Origin of the sequence: Micromonospora sp. NPDC005298 (genome assembly GCF_040607375.1) — a bacterium.
GTDB lineage: Bacteria > Actinomycetota > Actinomycetes > Mycobacteriales > Micromonosporaceae > Micromonospora.
In genome coordinates this window covers 1-19407 of sequence record NZ_JBEXGP010000042.1, presented here as the reverse complement: position 1 = coordinate 19407, position 19407 = coordinate 1, and the positions used below count along the sequence as shown (strand labels likewise).

The following is a 19407-nucleotide window of genomic DNA, read 5'->3' as shown; positions in this document are numbered from 1 at the left end:
GGTATAAATCATAATTGGCACTGGCTTTACAAGCACCCTGTTGAGTTCTCAAAGAACAACCACACACCAAACCAAGAACCACACTCAGTGGAACCCGTTTCGGGGCAACCGCTCAAACCTACTTGGTCGAACTTTCATTGTCAACCTCGTGCCCGAGGTGAGCAATCTGGTTCGTCCGGACCCACGATGACGCACGCCGTACCCGGCGGTCGCTACTGTCGTGGGAAGCCGCAGACCGGCCGATCGCCGCTTCGCGGCTCTCCGCCCGGCTCCTGCCGGCTTCAGAACTCTACCCGGTCGGCTTCGCGTTCGCAACCCCGTGTCCGGGGTGTTCCGCACCGCCCGATCCTCAGTCTCGCTCGGCGTTCCCGCCACGAGCCTGGCGCCCGTTCTCAGCCGGTTTGTCCGGCCTCCCCCGTGCAGAGAGAAAGTTACGCGGACGGCCCGGAGAAGGCAAATCAGGGTTCATCACTGGTTGGGACGCTCCGCCGGTAGGACTCGTCGGCCCACCCGACGACGCCGGGCGGTCGGGCGTGCCAGAGTGTCAGGCATGGATGACTCCGGGCTTCGCACCACGGTGGTCGCCGAGGAGGCGCTGCTCGGTCTCCTCCTGCCGTTCTGGCAGGTGGTGATCGGCGCGGTCGTGCTCGTCGTCCTGGTGCTCTCGGTGGGACGGCTGGCCCGACGGGGTCGGTCGCGGATGACCACCGCGCTGCTGGTCACCGCCGCGGCCATCGCCGGGCTCGCGGTGATCGGCGTACTGCTGGAGGGCTGAAGCTCAGAGCCTGCGGTTGGCCAGGCTGGGCAGTTCGCTGCGGATGACCGCGAGCCGGTCGAGATCAAGGTCGGCCATCGCCACCCCCGGACCGTCCGGCAGTTGGGTGAGCACGGTCCCCCAGGGGTCGACCACCATGCTGCGGCCGAAACAGGTGCGGCCCGGCTCATGGTCCCCGGTCTGGCCGGCCGCCGCCACGAAACACTGGTTCTCGATCGCCCGGGCCCGCAGCAGGACCTCCCAGTGGTCCCGGCCGGTGTGCATCATGAACGCCGCCGGGACCACCAGCAGCTGGGCGCCGCCGTCGGTGGCCAGTGCCCGGTACAGCTCCGGAAAGCGCAGGTCGTAACAGATCGACAGGCCCACGCGCAGACCCTCGACGTCGACCACCACCGGTTGCGCACCGGGTGCCACGGTCTCCGACTCCCGGTAGGAGACCCGACCCGGGATCTCCACGTCGTACAGGTGGATCTTGCGGTAGCTCGCGGCCAGGCTGCCGGACCGGTCGAAGACAAGCGACGTGTTCCAGGTGCGCTCCGGGTCCGGACCGGCCTCGTGGAACGAGCCCGCCACCAGCCACATGCCGAGCCGCCGGGCCGCCGCGGCGAAGAAGCTGCCCACCTCCCCGTCGACCGGCTCCGGGTCGGGCAGCCCGTCGGCAGGGCCGAGATAGTCGACGTACTCCGGAAGGACCGCGAGGTCCGCGCCGCCGGCGGCGGCGCGTTCCAGCAGGACCTCCGCGGCGGCCAGGTTGGCCTTGCGGTCGTCCCGGGCGTTCAGCTGGCAGACGGCGACGCGCATGAGTCGAGGGTACGACCACCCCGCCGGCGCCGACAGACTCAGATGCTCGCCAGCACCAGGGCTCCGGCGGCGAAACCGAGGCCGGCCACCTGGAGCGGACGGAGTCGTTCCCGGTCGACGGCGAGTGCGAGCAGCACCGTGCTGGCCGGGTAGAGCGCGGCGATCGCCGCGATGATGCTCAGGTGACCACGACCGGCCGCCGCCAGGAACAGCGCGTTGGCGGCACTGTCGAGCAGGCCCGCGACGGCCGCCCAGACCAGCACCCGCCGCCCGAGCCGCAGCCGCACACCCGTCCCGGCGGCCAGCGCGAGCCCGAACGCGATCGAACTGACCCGCAACGCCGCCACCGGCCACATGCCGGCGCTCTCGTCGGCCTGGCCGAGGAGTGTGAAGAAGATGCCGAAGAGCGCCCCGGCTGCGAGGGCGAGCCCGACCAACCGAGTGGGGACGGCCCGCCGACTGCCGCCCTCCCCCAGACTCACCAGGGCGATCGCCAACACGGCGAGCCCCGCGCCGGTGAGCGCCGGGGCGCCCGGGAAGGTCGCCGTGAACAGGCCGGCGACGATCGGCACCACGGCGGCGGTGATCGCGGTGATCGGCGCGACGACCGCCATCATCCCGCCGGCGAGCGCCCGGTAGAGGAGCACGACCCCGGCCGCGCCGGCCACTCCCGCGACGAGCCCCCAGGCGATGTCCCCGGCCGTCGGGGTGCCGGGTACCAGCAGCACCAGGACGACCAGCAGCGGGACGCTCAGCAGCTGGGAGACCACGGTCACGGCGATCGGGTCGGCGCGGCGGGACGCCTTTCCGCCGGAGAAGTCGGCGGCACCGAACGCGATCGCGGCGACTGCGGCGAGGACAATGGGTAGCATCTGCCTGTCGTACCATAATAGTGACCGTGAGGGATAGTTTAATGACCGACGCCGGGGGCGACCGGGTGGGCGCGGTGACCTCCGCGGTCGCCCGACAGGTACGCGACCTACGGGCCGCCCGAGGCTGGTCCTTCGAGGAACTGGCCGGCCGGTCCGGGGTGAGCAAGGGAATGCTCGTGCAGATCGAGGGTGCCCGCACCAACCCGAGCGTCGGCACGCTCTGCCGGGTCGCCGACGCGTTCGGCGTCAACATCGCCCACCTGCTCGAACCGGCCGACGAACGCACCGTGAAGATCACCACCGCCGCCGAGGCGCCCCTGCTCTGGCAGGGCGAACACGGCGGCACCGGCCACCTGCTGAGCGGGCTGGGCGAGCCGGACCTCGTCGAACTCTGGGACTGGCGGATGGCCCCCGGAGAGGCACATCGATCCCTCGACCACCCGCGCGGCACCCGGGAGGTGCTGCACGTGCTGGACGGCGCCGTGGTCGTCCGGGTCGACGGACAGGACCACCCCGTCCGCGCCGGCGAAACCATCGAGTTCCACGCCGACCGCGAGCACGGCTACCGCAACGACACCGACGAGCCGGCCCGCCTGATGATGGTGGCGGTGACCCCGTCGGGCGAGTGGGACCGCCGAACGCGATCACGCCGGCCGCGTCAGGAGTGAGGCGACCGGCGTGACACGGGGAGGATCAGGCCGACTTCTCCTCGCGGTCCCGCCGGGCACGACGCCCGGTGAACTCACGCGGAACGATCGTCGGGTTGACGTTCTCCAGGACCACCTCGCGGGTGATCAGCACCCGGGCGGCGTCGGGGTTGCTCGGGACCTCGAACATCGCGGAGAGCAGAACCTCCTCGATGATCGCCCGCAGACCACGGGCACCCGTGCCCCGCAGCATCGCCTGGTCGGCGATCGCCTCCAACGCCGGCTCGTCGAACTCCAGCTCGACGCCGTCCAGCTCGAAGAGCCGCTGGTACTGCCGGACCAGGGCGTTGCGCGGCTCGGTGAGGATGCGTACCAGGGCGCTGCGGTCCAGGCTGCGCACGTTGGTGATCACCGGGAGCCGGCCGACGAACTCGGGGATCAGCCCGAACTTGAGCATGTCCTCCGGCATGACCTGGCTGAAGATGTCATCGGTCGACCGGTCGGACACCGACCGGAGCCGGGCACCGAAACCGGTGCCGCCCTGACCGGTGCGGGACTCGATGATCTGATCCAGCCCGGCGAACGCACCACCACAGATGAACAGCACGTTCGTGGTGTCGATCTGGATGAACTCCTGGTGCGGGTGCTTACGACCGCCCTGCGGCGGCACGTTCGCCACCGTGCCTTCAAGCATCTTGAGCAGCGCCTGCTGCACACCCTCGCCGGAGACGTCCCGCGTGATCGACGGATTCTCCGACTTACGGGCGATCTTGTCGACCTCGTCGATGTAGATGATGCCGGTCTCGGCGCGCTTGATGTCGTAGTCCGCGGCCTGGATCAGCTTGAGCAGGATGTTCTCCACATCCTCGCCGACGTAGCCCGCCTCGGTCAGCGCCGTGGCGTCCGCGATGGCGAACGGGACGTTCAACATCCGGGCGAGCGTCTGCGCGAGGTGGGTCTTGCCGCACCCCGTCGGCCCGAGCAGCAGGATGTTGGACTTCGCCAGCTCGACGGCGTCACTGCCGGAGCCCGGCGCGCCGGCCGCCTCGGCCTGGATGCGCTTGTAGTGGTTGTAGACCGCCACCGCGAGCGCCTTCTTGGCCTGGTCCTGCCCGACGACGTAGTTGTCGAGGAACTGGCAGATCTCCATCGGCTTGGGAAGCTCTTCCCACTTCACCTCGCCGGACTCGGCCAACTCCTCTTCGATGATCTCGTTACAGAGATCGATGCACTCGTCGCAGATGTAGACCCCAGGGCCCGCGATGAGCTTCTTCACCTGCTTCTGCGACTTGCCGCAGAAGGAGCATTTCAGTAGGTCGCCGCCGTCACCGATCCGTGCCACCTACGTTCTCCCTGCACTCATCGGCCGGAGACCCGGCCCTGACCTGCGGACGCTGCGCGCCGCCCGGCTTGGTTCGCCACGCCGGCCCAACCGGCGAAGCGGTACGGACCCGACGTTACCCGCTGGCGGGACATTCTCCGACCCCCAAAACGGGTGTGTCAGAGGTCGGCCGGGAACCAACGCCCCGGCCAACCCCTGACCCGGTACTGGCTCAGCTGGCCGCGTTGGCAGCCAGCAGACCCTTCTTGCGACTGGTGAGGATCGTGTCCACCAGCCCGTACTCCTTGGACTCCTCGGCCGTCATGATCTTGTCACGGTCGATGTCCTTGCGGACCTGCTCGATCGGGCGGTTGCAGTGGCGGGACAGCATGTCCTCCAGCTGCGTCCGCATCCGCAGGATCTCCCGGGCCTGGATCTCGATGTCCGAGCCCTGCCCGTAGCCGCCCTCGGTGGCCGGCTGGTGGATGATGATCCGCGAGTTCGGAAGGGCCATCCGCTTACCCGGCGTACCCGCCGACAGCAGCACCGCCGCCGCGCTGGCGGCCTGCCCCAGGCAGACCGTCGAGATGTCCGGACGGACGTACTGCATGGTGTCGTAGATCGCCGTCATGGCCGTGAACGAGCCACCGGGCGAGTTGATGTACATGATGATGTCGCGGTCCGGGTCGGTGCCCTCGAGCGTGAGCAGCTGGGCCATCACGTCGTTCGCCGACGCGTCGTCCACCTGCACACCGAGGAAGATGATCCGGTCCTCGAAGAGCTTGTTGTACGGGTTCGACTCCTTGACCCCGTACGACGTGCGCTCGACGAACGACGGCAGAACGTAGCGGTTGTGCACGGCCGCGAACTGGGGCGGCAAGCTCAGATCGGTCATCGTCAGCTCCTCAGCTCAGGGTCCCGGCGCCATCCGGAACCTGAGCGGCCCCGATGATCACCTTGTCGATGAAGCCGTAGTCCATGGCCTCCTGGGCGGTGAACCAACGGTCCCGGTCCGAGTCCGCCTCGATCTGCGACTGGCTCTGGCCGGTGTGGTGCGCGACCCGCTCCTGGAACATCCGCTTCGTGTAGAGCATCTGCTCCGCCTGGATGGCGATGTCGGACGCCGTACCGCCCAGACCGCCGGACGGCTGGTGCATCATGATCCGGGCGTGCGGCAGCGCGTACCGCTTGCCCTTGGTGCCGGCGCAGAGCAGCAGCTGACCCATCGAGGCCGCCATGCCCATCGCCACGGTCGACACGTCGTTGTCGATGAACTGCATGGTGTCGTAGATCGCCATGCCGGAGTAGACCGAGCCACCCGGCGAGTTGATCCACAGGTTGATGTCGCGGTCCGGGTCCTCCGCGGCGAGCAGCAGCAGCTGCGCGCAGATGCGGTTGGCGACCTGGTCGGTCACCTCACTGCCCAGGAAGATGATGCGTTCCTTGAGCAACCGGTTGTAGACCGAGTCGTCGAGGTTGCCAATGGAGTCGCCACCGCGCGCGTCAATCGCCCGGAGCGACTTCTTGGGGATGTGCATGTCGGTCATGGCAGCCCTTCGCTCTCCGTACCGTCTTTCCCGACACTAACCGCTGTGCGGGGCGGCAGAGTCCCGGTCGGGGCACTGTTCGCTCTCAGCGCAGCTGTGTCAGGCGCACCCGCGGCGCGGGCGTCCGGGCGTACCCCGGAACGGATTCGGCCGCCGCCCACCGCGCAGCGGCGGACGGCGGCCGCACCCGACGATCAGTGCTCGTGGTTGTGCTCCGCCTCGTTGGCGGCGCGCAGCGCGTCCAGGGTGACCTCGTTGCCGGCCGAGTCCTTGATCGTGATCCGCTCCATGACGGCCGCGAGCGCCTTGCCCCGCCGCACGTCACCGAAGACCGCGGCGGCCGCGCCGGAGCGCACCAGCTGGTCGTAGTACTGCTGCGGAGCCATGCCGGCACGCTGCGCCCGGTGCACGATCTCGTGCCCGAACTCGTCGTCGGAGACCTGCACGTCCTCCGCGTCGGCGAGCGTGTCCAGCAGGAGCTGCACCTTGACGCCCTCGGTGGCCGCCTCGGTCAGCTCCGTGTCGATCTGCTCCTCGGTCTTCTCCTCGGCGGCCAGGTACTCCTCCAGGGAGGCGCCGATCCGCTCGAGCTGGTCGACCATCGCCTGCTTGCGGCTGGCGACCTCCTCGCGGACGACACCCTCCGGCGCCGGCACCTCGGCGGCCTCGACGAGCTGGGCCAGGGCCTTGTCCCGGGCGGCGTAGATCTGCTCGACCTGCTTGCCCTGGGTGACCCGCGCCCGCAGGTCGCCGCGCAGCTCCTCGATCGTGTCGAACTCGCTGGCCATCTGCGCGAACTCGTCGTTCAGCTCCGGCAGCTCCTTCTCCTTGACCGTGCGCACGGTCACCGCCACATCGGCGTCCCGACCGGCGAAGTCGCCGCCGACCAGCTGGGTGGTGAAGGTGGTGCTCTCACCGGCGGCGAGACCCACCACGGCCTCGTCCAGGCCCGGCAGGAGCTGCTTGCTGCCCACCTCGTGGGAGATGTTGCTGGCCTGGCCGCCCGGCACGTCCTCGCCGTCGACCGTGGCGTTCAGGTCGATCTGCACGTAGTCGCCCTCGGCGGCGGCCCGCTCGACCGTCTTGAGGGTGGCGAACCGCTCCCGCAGGTTCTTCACCTGCTCGTCGATCTCACTCTCGTCGATCTGCAGCTCGTCGACGGTCACCTCGATGGTGCTCGCGTCGGGCAGCGTGATCTCCGGGCGGACGTCGACCTCGGCGGTGAAGTTCAGCGAGTCACCGTCGTTGAACTCGGTGATCTCGACCTCCGGACGCCCGAGCGTCTTCAGGTCGTGCTCGCGTACCGCGGCCATGATGTTCTCCGGGATGGCGTCCTGGACCGCCTCGTTGAGGACGGTGCCCCGGCCCACCCGCTGGTCGATCACCGCGGTCGGCACCTTGCCCCGACGGAAGCCGGGAACCTGGACCTGCGAACCGATCTCCCGGTACGCCTTCTTGAGGCTCGGCTCGAGCTCGACGAACGGCACCTCGATGGCGAGCCGCACGCGCGTCGGGCTCAGAGTCTCGACGGTGCTCTTCACAGGCGTACTCCTTGACGGATCTGGGTTGTGATTCTGGGCCTTCGATTGGCCCATCGAGTGTAGGCGAGCCGGCGCGGCCGGCTGCTAGCGCCCGGGGCGACCGGACGCGGACAACAGTCGGGGTGGCGGGATTTGAACCCACGGCCCCTCGCTCCCAAAGCGAGTGCGCTACCAAGCTGCGCCACACCCCGTGGCGACGTGCAGTCTATGCCGTCCGCGCGCCCCGGGCGGTGCCGGGGCGTTCCCACCCGGACATAATCCCGGAAAACCCGCACCACGCCCGCCCGCTCCCGCCGGCTCCGACTGCCTGGACCGCAAGATCCGCACAACTTCCGGGAAGGTGTGGCCTCGCGCCGCCCGGAGACCACTAGATCCCGGAAGTTGTGCGGATCTTGGCCGGGGCCGGGGGCGGGCGCGGCGCTGCGGGGGTGGCGCGGCTGCGCGTCCGGCACGAGCATTGGGTACGCTGTCGGCGCGTCCCGTTTCGGCGGGGCCGAGCGCGGGCGTAGCTCAATGGCAGAGCTTCAGTCTTCCAAACTGACGGTGCGGGTTCGATTCCCGTCGCCCGCTCCAACAGCCTCCGGCCCAGGTCAGAGGCTGCATCCCCCGATCCTGGGCCGGTCGGCCACTCCCCCGCTCTGATCTTGTGGGCCATCCGTGGGCCATAGCTCACGCCTACAGTTGCCTGGCTAGGCGATCATCGCGGCTGTGGCAGACGAGTTCAGTAGCCGTGGTGGCGTGGCCTACATCGACCCGGGAGTGACGGCATGGAGTCAGGGCTTCGCGAGCCACAAGAACGCGACTTGGCCATTCGCCCGGCTCCGCGTCGACGCGGAACGCGTCCTGATCACCTCGCTGTTCGGGAAATTCAAGGTAACGCGAGCCAACCTGGTTTCCATCACGCACTTTCGCGGGATACCTGTGCTGGCCGACGGCGTCCGATTCGTGACGAGCGATCACGAGGACGCGGTGATCTTCTGGGCGTTGCGCGGGAAGAAGGTCCGCGATGAGCTGCTGCGACGGGGCTGGAAGATCCAGTAGACGCATTGCGGCCCGGCCGTGAAGACTCATGCCTGACCTGCCTGAGGGTTGTTGATGTGACGGGCCCGCTTGGCGATCCGCCGGTCCATGGCCGAGGCGATCTCGCGGTCCCGCTCGCTGGTCGCGTGCTGGTAGATCAGCGCCGCACGCATGCTCGCGTGCCCCATTCGCTGCATCAGCTCACGCGTGCTCGCGCCAGAGGCTGCCGCGAGGGTGTTCCCCGTGTGCCGCAGGTCATGGAAGTGGAAGCCGGGCAGGCCGAGCGCTGCGACCGTCCGCGTCCACTTGACCGCACGGCCGAAGTTGCCGGATCGCAGCAGCGCACCCTTACACCGTTCGGTGCCATCGTCGTGATCGGCAGCGAGATTGTCGGTGAGGGCACCAGCAGCGTTGTCGAGTTGCGGGACCCGACTGCCCATGCCGAAGTCATGGCCCTGCGACACGCCGGGAGCAACCTCGAGCGGCACCTGTTCGAAGACGGCGTCATGTACGCGAGTAGCGAGCCCTGCCCCATGTGCCTCATGGCCTGCTACTGGGCACGCATCCCACGTCTGATCTTCGGGGCCAGCAGCCATGACGTAGCCACCTACGGCTTCGAAGACCTGCAGTTCTACCGAGAGATCGCCCAGCCGATCGACCGCCGGTCGCTCCGCGAGGACCTTGCGGAGGGCACTCTTCGTGCGCAGGCTATCGAGGTCCTGAGGGCATGGGCAGGCAAGCTACCTGAGCCGGTTGTGCCCAAGTTCTGACCGCGTTCCGTCTCCTGCGGACGCTCACGTATTAAGGCCTGCCCATTGCGCCTGGGTCGGTAGCTTCCCGTAGTCGAGTCGATGGGCGACCGCCTGCTTGGTCGCCCGGTCCAGGGTCTCGGGCAGTTGATCAAAGGAGGCGGGCCAGACGTCCAGCAACGAGAAGACCTCTTGGGCGTCGCGCATCGTCAACAGCAGCATGCACCGCCAGTGCGGGGAGAACTCTGGCCGCCGGCCGGCTCGGTGCACCATGAAGGGGCGTAGATAGTGCAGGGCTTGAGGGTCGGCGTGCTCTGCGAGCCAGCCGAGACCGTGATTGCGGTTGAAGCCGTACTCAATCGCCTCAGCGTCCAGCCGGATGAGTGACGCAGTGTCGATCGCCTTGACGGTTCGGGGAACGCTGGACGGCACGCCTGAAGTCTTCCGTCCGGCCGGGCGGATCACCAAGGTTGAGGTGAGGAGCGGACCTCGGTCAAGCAGCTACTGCGAAGGCCGATGACAGGCGACCGACCGGCGCAGTCACGGTCCCAACCGAGGTACTGGCAGGGGTGACCCTTCGATTTATCGATTGCTCCGCTTGACGGGAAGCCAGGCTGTGAGCATTGGCACCAGGGTGGACACCAGCGGCTCGCCAAAGACACAGAGTGTCTGTTCCCAAGGATGTCCGAAGGTGCCAGTGCTCATGTCTTCGGTGAGGAAGATGTAGTAATCCCCGTTCGGGAAAACCGTCGTCGGCCACTGCGGATCCGGCTGGCAGGCGAACCGGTGGGGCCAGAACCGGTACGTCTGGTGCTGCCAGTCGAGCACAACGACGCTCGTGTCGTGGTCCAGCGCGCGAACGAGCGCGAGCAGGGCGAGGCCGTTGACGGCGTCCGCCCCGGCAGCGAACTGTGGCTGGCTGCTGGAAAAGATGGGGCCGAGGTCGATGGTGACCGACGGTACGGGCTCAGTGATCGCCGGCCATGACTGCATGCCGGGCCGGAAGTCGAATCGCTCGGAGAACGGCGTCCAGTACGTGTCGTCGGAGTCCATAGAAATCGGCTCCCACGCTGGCTGGACCAGTTGACCGGACCAGGTGATGCGGTCGTCGGTACCGTGGACGATGCCGGCCAGCTTCTCCTGGATGCCGCGCAGCACGGTGATGGTGTCACGGTCCGTAAAACCGGTGTCGGCCGCCCAGTCACGCGACCAACCCAAGCTTTCACTGGCGAAAGCCAACTCGGTGGCCAGCAGCAGGCGCCGGCAATCACGACGCGACATCGGGCTCGCCGCGGCAATGAGACTAGCTAGCCTCTCCACGTCCGATCGTAGTCCGCGGCGATCGTCATAATCGAGCAAGCGGGCGACCACCTCCCTGTTGCCTTCCGAACGTGCCCACTGCATGACGCCGAGCCGGAGCAATTCCCGTTCGACCGGCGTGAGGCCAGCCAGATCCACCTGCGCTTCCAAGTCCACACGGCTGATCATGCAGCATCACGGCACTTCACAGCGCACTCATTTGCCGCGGTCAGCGCGCGGAGGTGTCGCAGATCAGTTGGCGGACGACTGCCGCACATCAACCGACGGAGGACAAAGTACCGAAGCACCACACTGCCGAATTGCGCTCTATCAGATCAAGGCGCCGCGCAAGCGCGGCGCAGGCCCACCTGCGCTCGGCCTGCTGGCGGCCTCCGGCCGGCATCGGCCGGCGCGGTGGGCCGGGGCCGAGGTGCAAAGGCGAGGGCGGAAGACGGCGTCCAGCCGCATGGCATGCTTCCGCGATGGGGATGCGGGTTGTGAGGTTGGCTTTGTTCGGGCCGCCCGGGGCGGAAACCGTCGAGGTAGCGGCGCACGTCGCAGACCGACTCGGGTTGCCCATGATCACTATCCGGGACGCTGTGCAGTCGGCTGTTCGCGCGGGCTCTGACTTCGGCAGCAAGGTACGCCGGCTTTTCGACAACGAGGAGCCGCTGCCGACTGAACTCATCTCGGCGCTCGTACGGGGCCGCGTCGAGGAGGCCGACGCGACGAACGGCTTCGTGTACGCAGCCGAGGGGCATACCCGGCCGATGGTGCCCTTGCTGGACTTCCCGCAGATTCGTATGGTCGAACTGGTCCTGACCGACGCCGAGGCGATCCGGCGTCTCAGCGGGCGCCGCTCCTGCTCCCAGTGCGGCAAGAGCTTCCGGGCTGAAGAGGCATCAGCAGCAGGCGGCGCCTGCAACTTGTGCGGAGGGAAGCTGTTCCGTCGTGACGACGATGCGCCGGATGTCGTGAATCAACAGCTGAGCAGATACCACGAGTCCGCTGATTCTGTCGTCGTCTACTGCCGCGCTCATGGACGCCTGGTCAGCATCGATGCGAGCCGGTCAGCGCCCGAGATCGCTGACGAACTGAGCGACAAGCTCGACACAGTGTAGGGCCGTAACGATCGCGAGGGCAGTCGGCCGCCGTCGAGGACGGGGCGATCGCTGCCGCGCCGCTGACCAGGCACAACGGACAGACCGGGGCAGCCGAAAACGATCTTCCAAACTGACGGTGCGGGTTCGATTCCCGTCGCCCGCTCCAACGGCCTCCGGCCCAGCTCAGAGGTTGCATTCCTCGATCCTGGGCCGGTCGGCCACTCCCCCGCTCTGATCCTGTGGGCCATCCGTGGGCCATAGCTCACGCCTACGCGGGATACCTGTGCTGGCCGACGGCGTCCGATTCGCGACGAGCGATCACGGGGACGCGGTGATCTTCTGGGCGTTGCGCGGGAAGAAGGTCCGCAATGAGCTGCTGCGACGGGGTTGGAAGATCCGGTAGGCGCATTGCGGACCGTCCGTGAAGACTCATGCCTGCGGGCTCCGCCCCGAACCCGGGTCCTCCTCAGAGATCGGCCGGGCGGATCACCTCGCCGGGCACCACAAGGGCCACCAATCTCGCCGGACGAGGAGATCCGCCAGCGAGGCCAGGTCCGCAAGAGGTCCACGGACGGCGAGGGACTGGTGAGAGATACCGAGAAGCGTTTCCGCTGCTAGAGCGCGAGCATCGCCGCCGCGACCTCACCGGCGGCCGCATCGGGGATCGCCGTCGAGGCCCGTTCGAGCACGAGCAGCCGCGCACCGGGGATCTCGCGCCCGAGCGCTTCGCCGTTGCCGACAGGGAAGAACGGGTCGCGGCGACCGTGAACCACCAGCGACGGGATCGCGAGCTCGGACAGACGCTCGCGCCAGCGCGGCTTGCAGTCGAGCTTGGCGAACACCATGCCCAGGTGGTTGGCCATCTGCACCGCGGGCTCCGTGCCCGGCGTGCGGTCCCATCTGCGCTCGGCCGTCGCGCGCGCGGCGACGGGGTCGTCACCGAGGATCTCTGCGCCTTCGGCGGCATACTCGGCCACTGCGGCGCGGTCGGACCAATCGGGCATCGAACGCGAGAACAGCCGTTTCATCGTCGCCGCGTCATGGTCAGGCAGGTCGTCGTCGACCGGGCCTGGAGCGACGGGCCTCGTTCCGGCGAGGGTGAGCGCCGAGAACGCGTCCGGGTGGTCGAGCGCGGCGACCTGGGCGACCATCCCGCCAACGCCGATGCCTGCCAGTTGCGCCGGCCGGTCGTCGAGTTCGCGGGCGAGCGCAGCGGCGTCGGCTGCAAGATCGCGCAGTGTATACGCCGGAGCCTCGGGATCGACGGTGGTCGACGCGCCGGAATCGCGCAGGTCGTACCGCACAACGTGGCGCCCGCCGCGCGCGAGCGCCTCGCAGAGTGCGTCGGGCCAGGAGAGCATGGTCGTGCCGCCCGCGAGCAGAACGAGCGGCGCCGCCGTGTCGCCGAAGTGCTCGACCCCGAGCGTGACGCCGTCTACCTCGACCGTCGTCATCACGCCTCCGCCGTCGCGATGACGCCGCCGAACGTGCGGAACGAGTGGACCGTCGGACGCATCATGAACCTCCAGGGCGGCGTAGTGGCCCGGCAGGCGCGGGCACTGCGCACAAGCTACGTGTCCCGCCGGTGGTATGCGTCGCGTTGAACGTACGCGACCGGGGTTGCCTCTTTCCAACTGACGGTATCGCCCCGAAGACCTGGGCATGGCGGTGGTGGTGCTTGTCGACGACCGGCAGCACGAACCGTCCCACGTGGACGTACGGGTGCGTTCCTGGAGTTCCTGCCGCAGTCGAAGGACCTCGGCTTCCACCTGGTGCTCGCGCGGCGCAGCGGAGGCGCAGGGCGGGCCGTGCACGAGCCGGTGCCGCAGCGGATGAAGGAGGTCGGCTGCGCCGGCCTGCTGCTCTCCGGCGAGCGGCAGGAGGGCCAGCTCTGGCCCCAGGCACACCTCTCCGTCCAGCCGCCCGGGCGGGGACGGCTGGTGCGGCGCGGCCGTCGTACCACCCTCGTCCAACTGGCGTACGTGGAGTAGACCGCCGCGCGCCACTGCGGGAGGGCGGCCCAGCGCGCGCCAACGACACTCCTTGACAGATACCGATCAATGGACTGGTGTAAGGACCAAGCCACATCGACGTCCGTCACAGGAGGGCACATGATCGTCCGACGACGGTGGACAGCTGCCGCTACCACAGCGATCCTGATCAGCGCGGTGCTGTCCCATCCCGGCTCCGGATCGGCGGCACCCGCCGCCCCGGCCAGCCCGATCACCCTGACCGCCACCGAGACCGCCCTGGTCCGGGTGCAACTGCGCGACCAGGCCCAGCTCGACCGGCTCGTCGCCACCGGCGCCGACCTCGCCAACCGGCCCCGGACACGGGACAGCCGGATCCTCGCCGACCTGGTGCTGACCGGCGCCCAACTCGCCGACCTGACCGCGCAGGGCGCCACGGCGGTGCAGATCGTGCAGCGCGCCGGGGACGGCAGCCGGCACTTCGCCGACAGCGTCCGCGCCGCGCAGACCCGCACCAGGGCCGGGCTGCGGGCACCGGCCGCCGACCAGCGGACGACCACCGCTGCGGCGGTGGACACGCTCCAGGTGCAGCAGGCGTACTGGTGGACCGCCTCCGGGCAGACGTTCCTGCAGGCACAGGTCGCGACCACCGCCACCGACGACCCGGACGTCGAGATCACCGTCAGCTGGCGGACCGCCGACGGGGCCACCGGGTCCTTCCCGCTGTACCGGTTCGAGGACTCCGGTGAGTACCAGTACCACTACAACCTCCCCCAGCCGGTGCCGAACCGGCCGGTCCAGCTCACCGCCACGTCGAGCCTGGGCGGGACCAGCCGGACGGTCACACCGTCGCTCTGGCCGAACGCCACCCCGCCTCCGCTGCCGGCCGGCTACCAGCGGGACTTCATCGACGCGTACCTGACGCCGGTGGACGTGCAGGCGCGGATCAAGCGGCTGGCCCGCCAGTACCGGGACCTGGTGGACGTGATCGACCTGCCGAACAAGACCCAGGGGTACCGGCGCAACGCCGTGGCGTACCTGGGCGACCCGGCGGTCGCCGCCGTTGTGGTCGAGTCGGTGCGCTTCGGCGACCAGGGCATGAACGGCGTGCAGGTGCGGACCGTCGACCCGGGCCGGCGCAACCGGCCGCTGACCGTCAAGTACCGGGACCGCGTCCTCACCGTCTCGCTTGCCACCGACACCGCCGGCAAGACGGTGAGCACCACCGACGAGGTGGCGGCGGCGATCAACGCCCGGCAACCGAACCGGTTCCGGGCCACCGTCGAGGACGGCTCGACCGGCCTGCCGATGCCGGTCGCCGGTCCCGCCCGACTGGACGACGGCCTCCAGGGCACGGAGGTGCCGGCGAAGCCGTGGACGGTGCAGGCGCTGCGCCTCGGCGTACACCGTGACGGCTCCCGGGTCGGGGTGCTCGCGTACTCCCAGGAACACGCCCGCGAGTGGGCCACGCCGCTTGTGACGTTGGAGTTCGCCGAGCGGATGCTGGCCAACTCCCGTACCGACCCGGCCACCCGCGAGTTGTTGGAGCAGGTGGACGTGTTCGTCATCCCGACGGTCAACCCGGACGGGGCGAACTACTCGTTCAACGACTTCAACATGCAGCGCAAGAACCTGGTCAACCACTGCGCCGGGGCGGCCCGCGACCCGAAGAACCGCAACTCGTGGGGCGTCGACGTCAACCGCAACTACACAGTCGGGTCCTACTTCGACGGGTACGTGGGTGCCAGCGCCAACTGCCTGTCCGGCACGTACGCGGGCACCTCCGAGCTGTCCGAGGCGGAGAGCCGCAACGTGGTCGCGCTCGCCAAGGGCCACCCGAACATCAAGTTCGCGATGAACGTGCACTCCTACGGCGGGTACTTCATGTGGCCGCCGGGGGCGTACCGGGCCGACGGGCGGGTCACCCTGCCCCGGCCGTCGATCGACGAGTCGACGCTGTTCCTGAACAGCGCCCGGCGGATCGTCGGCGCCATCGCGCAGGAGCGGGACACCGTCACCTGGCCGTCGCAGACCGGGCCGGTGGCCGACGTGCTCTACTCCGCCGCCGGCAACTCCGCCGACCAGCTCTACTACGAGCTGGGCATCTTCGCCTGGGACTTCGAGGTGGGCAACGACCGCTGGAACGCGGCCACCGGCGAGTGGGAGGGTGTCGGCTTCCAGCCGCCGTTCGACGAGGCGCACGCCGAGTCGCAGGAGTACGCGGGCGGGCTCGTCGAGCTGGTCCGGGTGGCCCGCGACTACGCGGCGGCCGAGTCGGCCACCGGCTGACCCCGGCCGCGGCACACTGCTCGACCGGGAACGGGCGCCGACATTTCGCCCGTTTCCGGTCGGGGGCCCTCGGGTACGGGTTCTGCATGGACACGACGACAACGGCACACCTCATCGGCGGACCCCGCGACGGCAGCACCCACGACGTCGGGGGTGACGCCCTGGTCGAGGTGGAGATCGACGGCATGATGCACCGCTACATCAAGACCACCAAGCAGCACGACGACGGCAGCCCGCTCTACAACTACGACGGGATGGTCGCCCCGGACGGCGGCGAGCCCGGCGTCGAGGACCCGGCCGCCCGGGTCGCCTCGCCGAAGGCGGACTCCGAGGGGCACGGCGGCACCCACTGACGCCCGGGTGCCCGTACGCACACGAACCGGCCGGCCACGGATGAACCGTGGCCGGCCGGGTAAGCAGCGCCCCTGCCTGGTGGGGAGACGACCGGGTGCACGGGCGGGCGGCCTCGAGCCGACCCGCCCGTGCGCGCGTCCACGGTCAGTTCGAGGAGATCCAGTTCCAGGCCGAGACGACCCACTCGGTCTGCTGCAACCAGGCCACCCCGAGACCGACCAGGAAGACCGCCGTCGCCAGGTGGGCGCCCCGCGCACTGCGCCGCACCCGCCCCAACTGCCGCTCCAGCACCACCCTGCCGACCAGCCGTGACAGCGCGAACAGGCCGACCGCCACCAGCATGCTCAACACGAGCACCAGCAGCGGCCCGGACAGGTCACCCCCGCCGGACAGCGCCCAGATCCCCCAGCACACGAAGGCGAACAGGCCGGCCGCCGTACTCCACTCACCGCCCCGACGCAGCTGCGCCAGGTGCCAGCTCAACGGCCGGCGCGGCGCCGGCTCACCCGGCCACCCGGTGCCGGTCGGCTCCTGCTCGACCACCGGGAACGGTTCGGTGCGCGGTGTGCGCCGCTGACCGACCGGGGCCACCCCCCGCCGGAAACCGTCGCGCTGCGACGGCACCCCGACGCCGGCCTGCGGTGGCACCTCCACGGTCCGCTCCGCCCACGGCTGCGTCTGGTCTGCCATCTCGTCCTCCCCCTGACCGACGGCACCACCACCGCCTGAATCCGAGGGTAGCCATCCGGCAAACCCTCCCGCCGCCCCCGTCCGACCGGGACCGGGCAGGGTACGGTCGGCTGATGGGTGACCCGGACCGGCGACGGCGACGACTGCGCCACCACTCCGACCCCGACCCGGGCACACGGACCGCCGACGGCTCGACCGCCAGCACCGCCGGAGTGCACGACGGCGACGAGCCACCGCCGCCGCGCCGCCGAGGTCACGGCGGCGACGACCGCGACGGCGAACGCGGGCTGCGCGGCCTGGTCGGTTCCGGCTCGTCACAGGTGGGGTTGAGCGCCGCGCTGCGGGCCCGCGACGCGGCCCGCCCCACCGACGACGACCTGGCCGAGGCGGAGGCCCGGGTGGTGGTCGTCCGGCGCAACTGGGTGCCCCGCGAGGACCTCCCCCGCTCACCGCGCTGACCAGCCGGCCGGGATCAGGGCAGGTCGGGCAGCTCCCGGGTCCGCTCGTACTCGGCCACCTGGGTGATCCGGCGGGCGTGCCGCTCGTTGCCGGAGAACGGCGTGTTCAGGAACGCCTCGACGATGCCGGTGGCCTCGTCCAGGGTGTGCTGACGGGCGCCGACCGCGACCACGTTCGCGTCGTTGTGCTGCCTCGCCAACTGAGCGGTCTCGACGCTCCAGGCCAGCGCGGCACGAACCCCGGCGACCTTGTTCGCGGCGATCTGCTCACCGTTGCCGGAGCCGCCGATGACGACACCCAGCCCCGTCCCGTCGGCCACCACCCGGTCACCGGTGTGCAGGCAGAACGCCGGATAGTCGTCGTCCGGGTCGAAGCTGTGCGGGCCGACGTCGACGACGTCGTACCCCTGCTTGGCCAGGTGGTTGGCCAGGTGCACCTTCAACTCGAAACCGGCGTGGTCGGATCCCAGGTAGACGCGCATACCGGGCAGTCTCTCAGGCCGCGCTCTCCGACGTCGCGGGGGCGGCGTCGGAGAGCCGGGTTCGTCACACGGCCGGGTGGGCGGGCGTTCAGCGGGGCAGCTCGGCGACCACCAGGCCGCCGCGCGCCTTCGGGGTGAACCAGGTGCTCTTGCGGGGCATCTTCTCCCGGGCCAGGTTCACCGCGACGAAGTCGTCGACGGTCACCGGCGCGATCAGGATGGCCAGCTCGGCACGGCCGGCGTCGACCTCACCGGTGAGCCAGCTCGCCGGGTAGTCCCCGCCCACGTAGGTGATCCGCTTGTCGCCCGGGTCCAGGCCCAGCGCGTCGCGCAGCAGCAGCCGCTCGACCAGGGCGTGGTCCAGGTTCTCCAGGCGGCCGGCGGCACCGGCGGGCAGGCGCACCGCGTACCCCTGGTCGGCCATCCGGAGGTGGACGACGCCACCGGCGGTCGGGACCTCGACCGGGCCGTCGATCGGCTCGACCTGCGCGCCCGCCGCCCGCAACCGGTCCAACAGCTCACCCCGCGTGGTGGTCAGCTCGCTGACCAGCCGGTTGTACGGCTGGATGGCGACCGACGCCGGGGTGGTCACCACCGCCAGGAAGCGCGCCAGCCCGCCGGTCTGGGCGGCCAGGCTGCGATGGTTGCCGTCGGCGACGACCAGCTCACCGCCACCCGCCAGGGCGGTCAGCGCGTCCTGCTCCGGGCCGGGGCCGAGCAGCCAGATGGCGTGCGTGCGCCCCGCCTGGTCGGTGTCCGCCGCGGCGGGCGCCCCGCCCGCGTCGGTCGCCGCCGCGAGCGCGGCGTGCAGCTCGTCACCGCACCCGGTCTGGAGCAGGAGTACGGGTGAGAGCAGGTGACCGAGCGCCTCGGCGAGCGCCACCCGCTCCCGCACCTTGGCGATGAACACGTCCTCGTTGCGGATGACCAGGCCCGGCTCGTCGGCCCGGGTGGAGATCTGGTCGGTGTCCACCATCGCGAACAGCCCGTACGCCGGGGGCTCGCCCGGCGCGCTGATCCGGTAGAGCACCACCACCTCTTCGGAAGGGGTGTAGCTGCCGTCCGCCTTCGCTTCGGTGAGGCGGGCCACCGCGTCCGGCAGGGCGTCGAGGAAGGACTTCCCCGCGCTCTCCGGCGCCCGGTGCGGCATCTCGATGCCGAGGGCACTGTGCGGATTCGCCTCGATGATCGCGGTGATCTCCGCGTCGTCGGCGAACTCGTCGTAGTTCTGCGCGCCGGTGCCGCCAGTGGTGATCCAGGCCCGGGTGATCGGGTGCACGACCGTCATGCCCGCTGACGCTACCGGCGACCCCGGCGGCGACGACGGGGACCCGCGCGGCGTCCACCAGATGAAAGCTCCGCGCCGGCGGCGCCGTGGTCAGCCGGCGCGACCCGGGGCGCCCCGGCGGTGCCGGCCGGCCCCCGCCCCCCCCCCCACGGCTCGCCCCACCTCAGTGGTGCAGACGGGGCGGGTACGGCCGTTCGGGGG

At 69.8% G+C, this 19407-nt stretch carries 22 protein-coding genes and 2 tRNA genes; 10 read left to right on the top strand and 14 right to left on the bottom strand.

Annotated elements, in window-relative coordinates; translation table 11 throughout:
• Positions 1 to 550: 550 nt before the first annotated feature.
• Positions 551 to 775 carry a hypothetical protein gene (locus tag ABZS77_RS29800; RefSeq protein ID WP_354829629.1) on the top strand — a complete coding sequence of 75 codons (225 nt, stop codon included), beginning with the start codon at positions 551 to 553 and terminating at the stop codon, positions 773 to 775.
• A 3-nt stretch (positions 776 to 778) separates the two neighbouring features.
• Here the strand turns inward: ABZS77_RS29800 and ABZS77_RS29795 are convergent, their stop codons facing one another.
• Together ABZS77_RS29795 and ABZS77_RS29790 are read right to left on the bottom strand one after the other, a co-directional pair.
• Complete coding sequence (locus ABZS77_RS29795; protein ID WP_354829628.1) at positions 779 to 1576, bottom strand: carbon-nitrogen hydrolase family protein; 798 nt, start codon at positions 1574 to 1576, stop codon at positions 779 to 781.
• A 38-nt stretch (positions 1577 to 1614) separates the two neighbouring features.
• Positions 1615 to 2448, bottom strand: a complete 834-nt coding sequence (locus tag ABZS77_RS29790; protein WP_354829627.1) for an EamA family transporter — start codon at positions 2446 to 2448, stop codon at positions 1615 to 1617.
• 41 nt (positions 2449 to 2489) lie between these two features.
• Between ABZS77_RS29790 and ABZS77_RS29785 the strand changes: the two genes are divergently transcribed.
• Positions 2490 to 3116: an XRE family transcriptional regulator gene (locus ABZS77_RS29785; RefSeq protein ID WP_354829625.1), complete on the top strand. Its 627-nt coding sequence runs from the start codon at positions 2490 to 2492 to the stop codon at positions 3114 to 3116.
• Between the two features lie 25 nt (positions 3117 to 3141).
• Here the strand turns inward: ABZS77_RS29785 and clpX are convergent, their stop codons facing one another.
• The 5 genes from clpX to ABZS77_RS29760 form a co-directional block, all read right to left on the bottom strand.
• Positions 3142 to 4437 carry an ATP-dependent Clp protease ATP-binding subunit ClpX gene (gene clpX, locus ABZS77_RS29780; protein WP_139588132.1) on the bottom strand — a complete coding sequence of 432 codons (1296 nt, stop codon included), beginning with the start codon at positions 4435 to 4437 and terminating at the stop codon, positions 3142 to 3144.
• A 211-nt stretch (positions 4438 to 4648) separates the two neighbouring features.
• Complete coding sequence (locus ABZS77_RS29775) at positions 4649 to 5311, bottom strand: ATP-dependent Clp protease proteolytic subunit (protein WP_121652300.1); 663 nt, start codon at positions 5309 to 5311, stop codon at positions 4649 to 4651.
• Positions 5312 to 5321: 10 nt separating this feature from the next.
• Complete coding sequence (locus ABZS77_RS29770; protein ID WP_007464111.1) at positions 5322 to 5963, bottom strand: ATP-dependent Clp protease proteolytic subunit; 642 nt, start codon at positions 5961 to 5963, stop codon at positions 5322 to 5324.
• Positions 5964 to 6157: 194 nt separating this feature from the next.
• On the bottom strand, positions 6158 to 7504 hold the full coding sequence (tig, locus tag ABZS77_RS29765) for a trigger factor (protein ID WP_354829623.1): 1347 nt from the start codon (positions 7502 to 7504) through the stop codon (positions 6158 to 6160).
• Positions 7505 to 7621: 117 nt separating this feature from the next.
• Positions 7622 to 7695, bottom strand: a tRNA-Pro gene (locus ABZS77_RS29760).
• Positions 7696 to 8003: 308 nt separating this feature from the next.
• Between ABZS77_RS29760 and ABZS77_RS29755 the strand changes: the two genes are divergently transcribed.
• Positions 8004 to 8077 (top strand) — tRNA-Gly (locus ABZS77_RS29755).
• Between the two features lie 135 nt (positions 8078 to 8212).
• The gene (locus tag ABZS77_RS29750; protein ID WP_354829621.1) at positions 8213 to 8545 is read left to right on the top strand and encodes a hypothetical protein; all 333 of its coding nucleotides are present in this window, start codon (positions 8213 to 8215) and stop codon (positions 8543 to 8545) included.
• A gap of 26 nt (positions 8546 to 8571) precedes the next feature.
• Here the strand turns inward: ABZS77_RS29750 and ABZS77_RS29745 are convergent, their stop codons facing one another.
• Positions 8572 to 8778 (bottom strand): hypothetical protein, encoded by a 207-nt coding sequence (locus ABZS77_RS29745; RefSeq protein ID WP_354829631.1) that lies wholly within the window; start codon positions 8776 to 8778, stop codon positions 8572 to 8574.
• On the opposite strand from ABZS77_RS29745, the gene ABZS77_RS29740 reads away from it, so the two are divergent.
• Entirely contained in the window at positions 8770 to 9294 is a 525-nt protein-coding gene (locus ABZS77_RS29740) for a nucleoside deaminase (protein WP_354829619.1), read from the top strand. The genes ABZS77_RS29745 and ABZS77_RS29740 overlap by 9 nt on opposite strands.
• Before the next feature lie 24 nt (positions 9295 to 9318).
• Here the strand turns inward: ABZS77_RS29740 and ABZS77_RS29735 are convergent, their stop codons facing one another.
• Positions 9319 to 9705, bottom strand: a complete 387-nt coding sequence (locus ABZS77_RS29735) for a hypothetical protein (RefSeq protein ID WP_354829618.1) — start codon at positions 9703 to 9705, stop codon at positions 9319 to 9321.
• 150 nt (positions 9706 to 9855) lie between these two features.
• Positions 9856 to 10761 carry a DUF2716 domain-containing protein gene (locus ABZS77_RS29730; RefSeq protein ID WP_354829616.1) on the bottom strand — a complete coding sequence of 302 codons (906 nt, stop codon included), beginning with the start codon at positions 10759 to 10761 and terminating at the stop codon, positions 9856 to 9858.
• A 293-nt stretch (positions 10762 to 11054) separates the two neighbouring features.
• Between ABZS77_RS29730 and ABZS77_RS29725 the strand changes: the two genes are divergently transcribed.
• Positions 11055 to 11693, top strand: a complete 639-nt coding sequence (locus tag ABZS77_RS29725; RefSeq protein ID WP_354829615.1) for a nucleoside monophosphate kinase — start codon at positions 11055 to 11057, stop codon at positions 11691 to 11693.
• Between the two features lie 596 nt (positions 11694 to 12289).
• Here ABZS77_RS29725 and ABZS77_RS29720 read toward each other — a convergent pair.
• On the bottom strand, positions 12290 to 13129 hold the full coding sequence (locus ABZS77_RS29720) for an alpha/beta hydrolase (protein WP_354829613.1): 840 nt from the start codon (positions 13127 to 13129) through the stop codon (positions 12290 to 12292).
• A 354-nt stretch (positions 13130 to 13483) separates the two neighbouring features.
• On the opposite strand from ABZS77_RS29720, the gene ABZS77_RS29715 reads away from it, so the two are divergent.
• From ABZS77_RS29715 to ABZS77_RS29705, 3 genes are all read left to right on the top strand, one after another.
• Positions 13484 to 13666, top strand: coding sequence for a hypothetical protein (locus ABZS77_RS29715; protein ID WP_354829611.1), 183 nt, complete (start codon positions 13484 to 13486; stop codon positions 13664 to 13666).
• A gap of 120 nt (positions 13667 to 13786) precedes the next feature.
• Positions 13787 to 15934, top strand: a complete 2148-nt coding sequence (locus tag ABZS77_RS29710; protein WP_354829609.1) for a M14 family zinc carboxypeptidase — start codon at positions 13787 to 13789, stop codon at positions 15932 to 15934.
• Positions 15935 to 16020: 86 nt separating this feature from the next.
• Positions 16021 to 16287, top strand: a complete 267-nt coding sequence (locus ABZS77_RS29705; protein ID WP_354829607.1) for a hypothetical protein — start codon at positions 16021 to 16023, stop codon at positions 16285 to 16287.
• Between the two features lie 145 nt (positions 16288 to 16432).
• On the opposite strand, the gene ABZS77_RS29700 is transcribed toward ABZS77_RS29705, so the two are convergent.
• Positions 16433 to 16978, bottom strand: coding sequence for a hypothetical protein (locus ABZS77_RS29700; RefSeq protein WP_354829605.1), 546 nt, complete (start codon positions 16976 to 16978; stop codon positions 16433 to 16435).
• Between the two features lie 113 nt (positions 16979 to 17091).
• On the opposite strand from ABZS77_RS29700, the gene ABZS77_RS29695 reads away from it, so the two are divergent.
• A complete protein-coding gene (locus ABZS77_RS29695) occupies positions 17092 to 17436 on the top strand; it encodes a hypothetical protein (protein WP_354829603.1) in 345 nt (114 codons plus the stop codon).
• A 14-nt stretch (positions 17437 to 17450) separates the two neighbouring features.
• Here the strand turns inward: ABZS77_RS29695 and ABZS77_RS29690 are convergent, their stop codons facing one another.
• Both ABZS77_RS29690 and ABZS77_RS29685 read right to left on the bottom strand, forming a co-directional pair.
• The gene (locus tag ABZS77_RS29690; RefSeq protein WP_354829601.1) at positions 17451 to 17918 is read right to left on the bottom strand and encodes a ribose-5-phosphate isomerase; all 468 of its coding nucleotides are present in this window, start codon (positions 17916 to 17918) and stop codon (positions 17451 to 17453) included.
• An 88-nt stretch (positions 17919 to 18006) separates the two neighbouring features.
• Positions 18007 to 19206 carry a DUF1015 family protein gene (locus ABZS77_RS29685; protein ID WP_354829600.1) on the bottom strand — a complete coding sequence of 400 codons (1200 nt, stop codon included), beginning with the start codon at positions 19204 to 19206 and terminating at the stop codon, positions 18007 to 18009.
• Positions 19207 to 19407 lie beyond the last annotated feature (201 nt).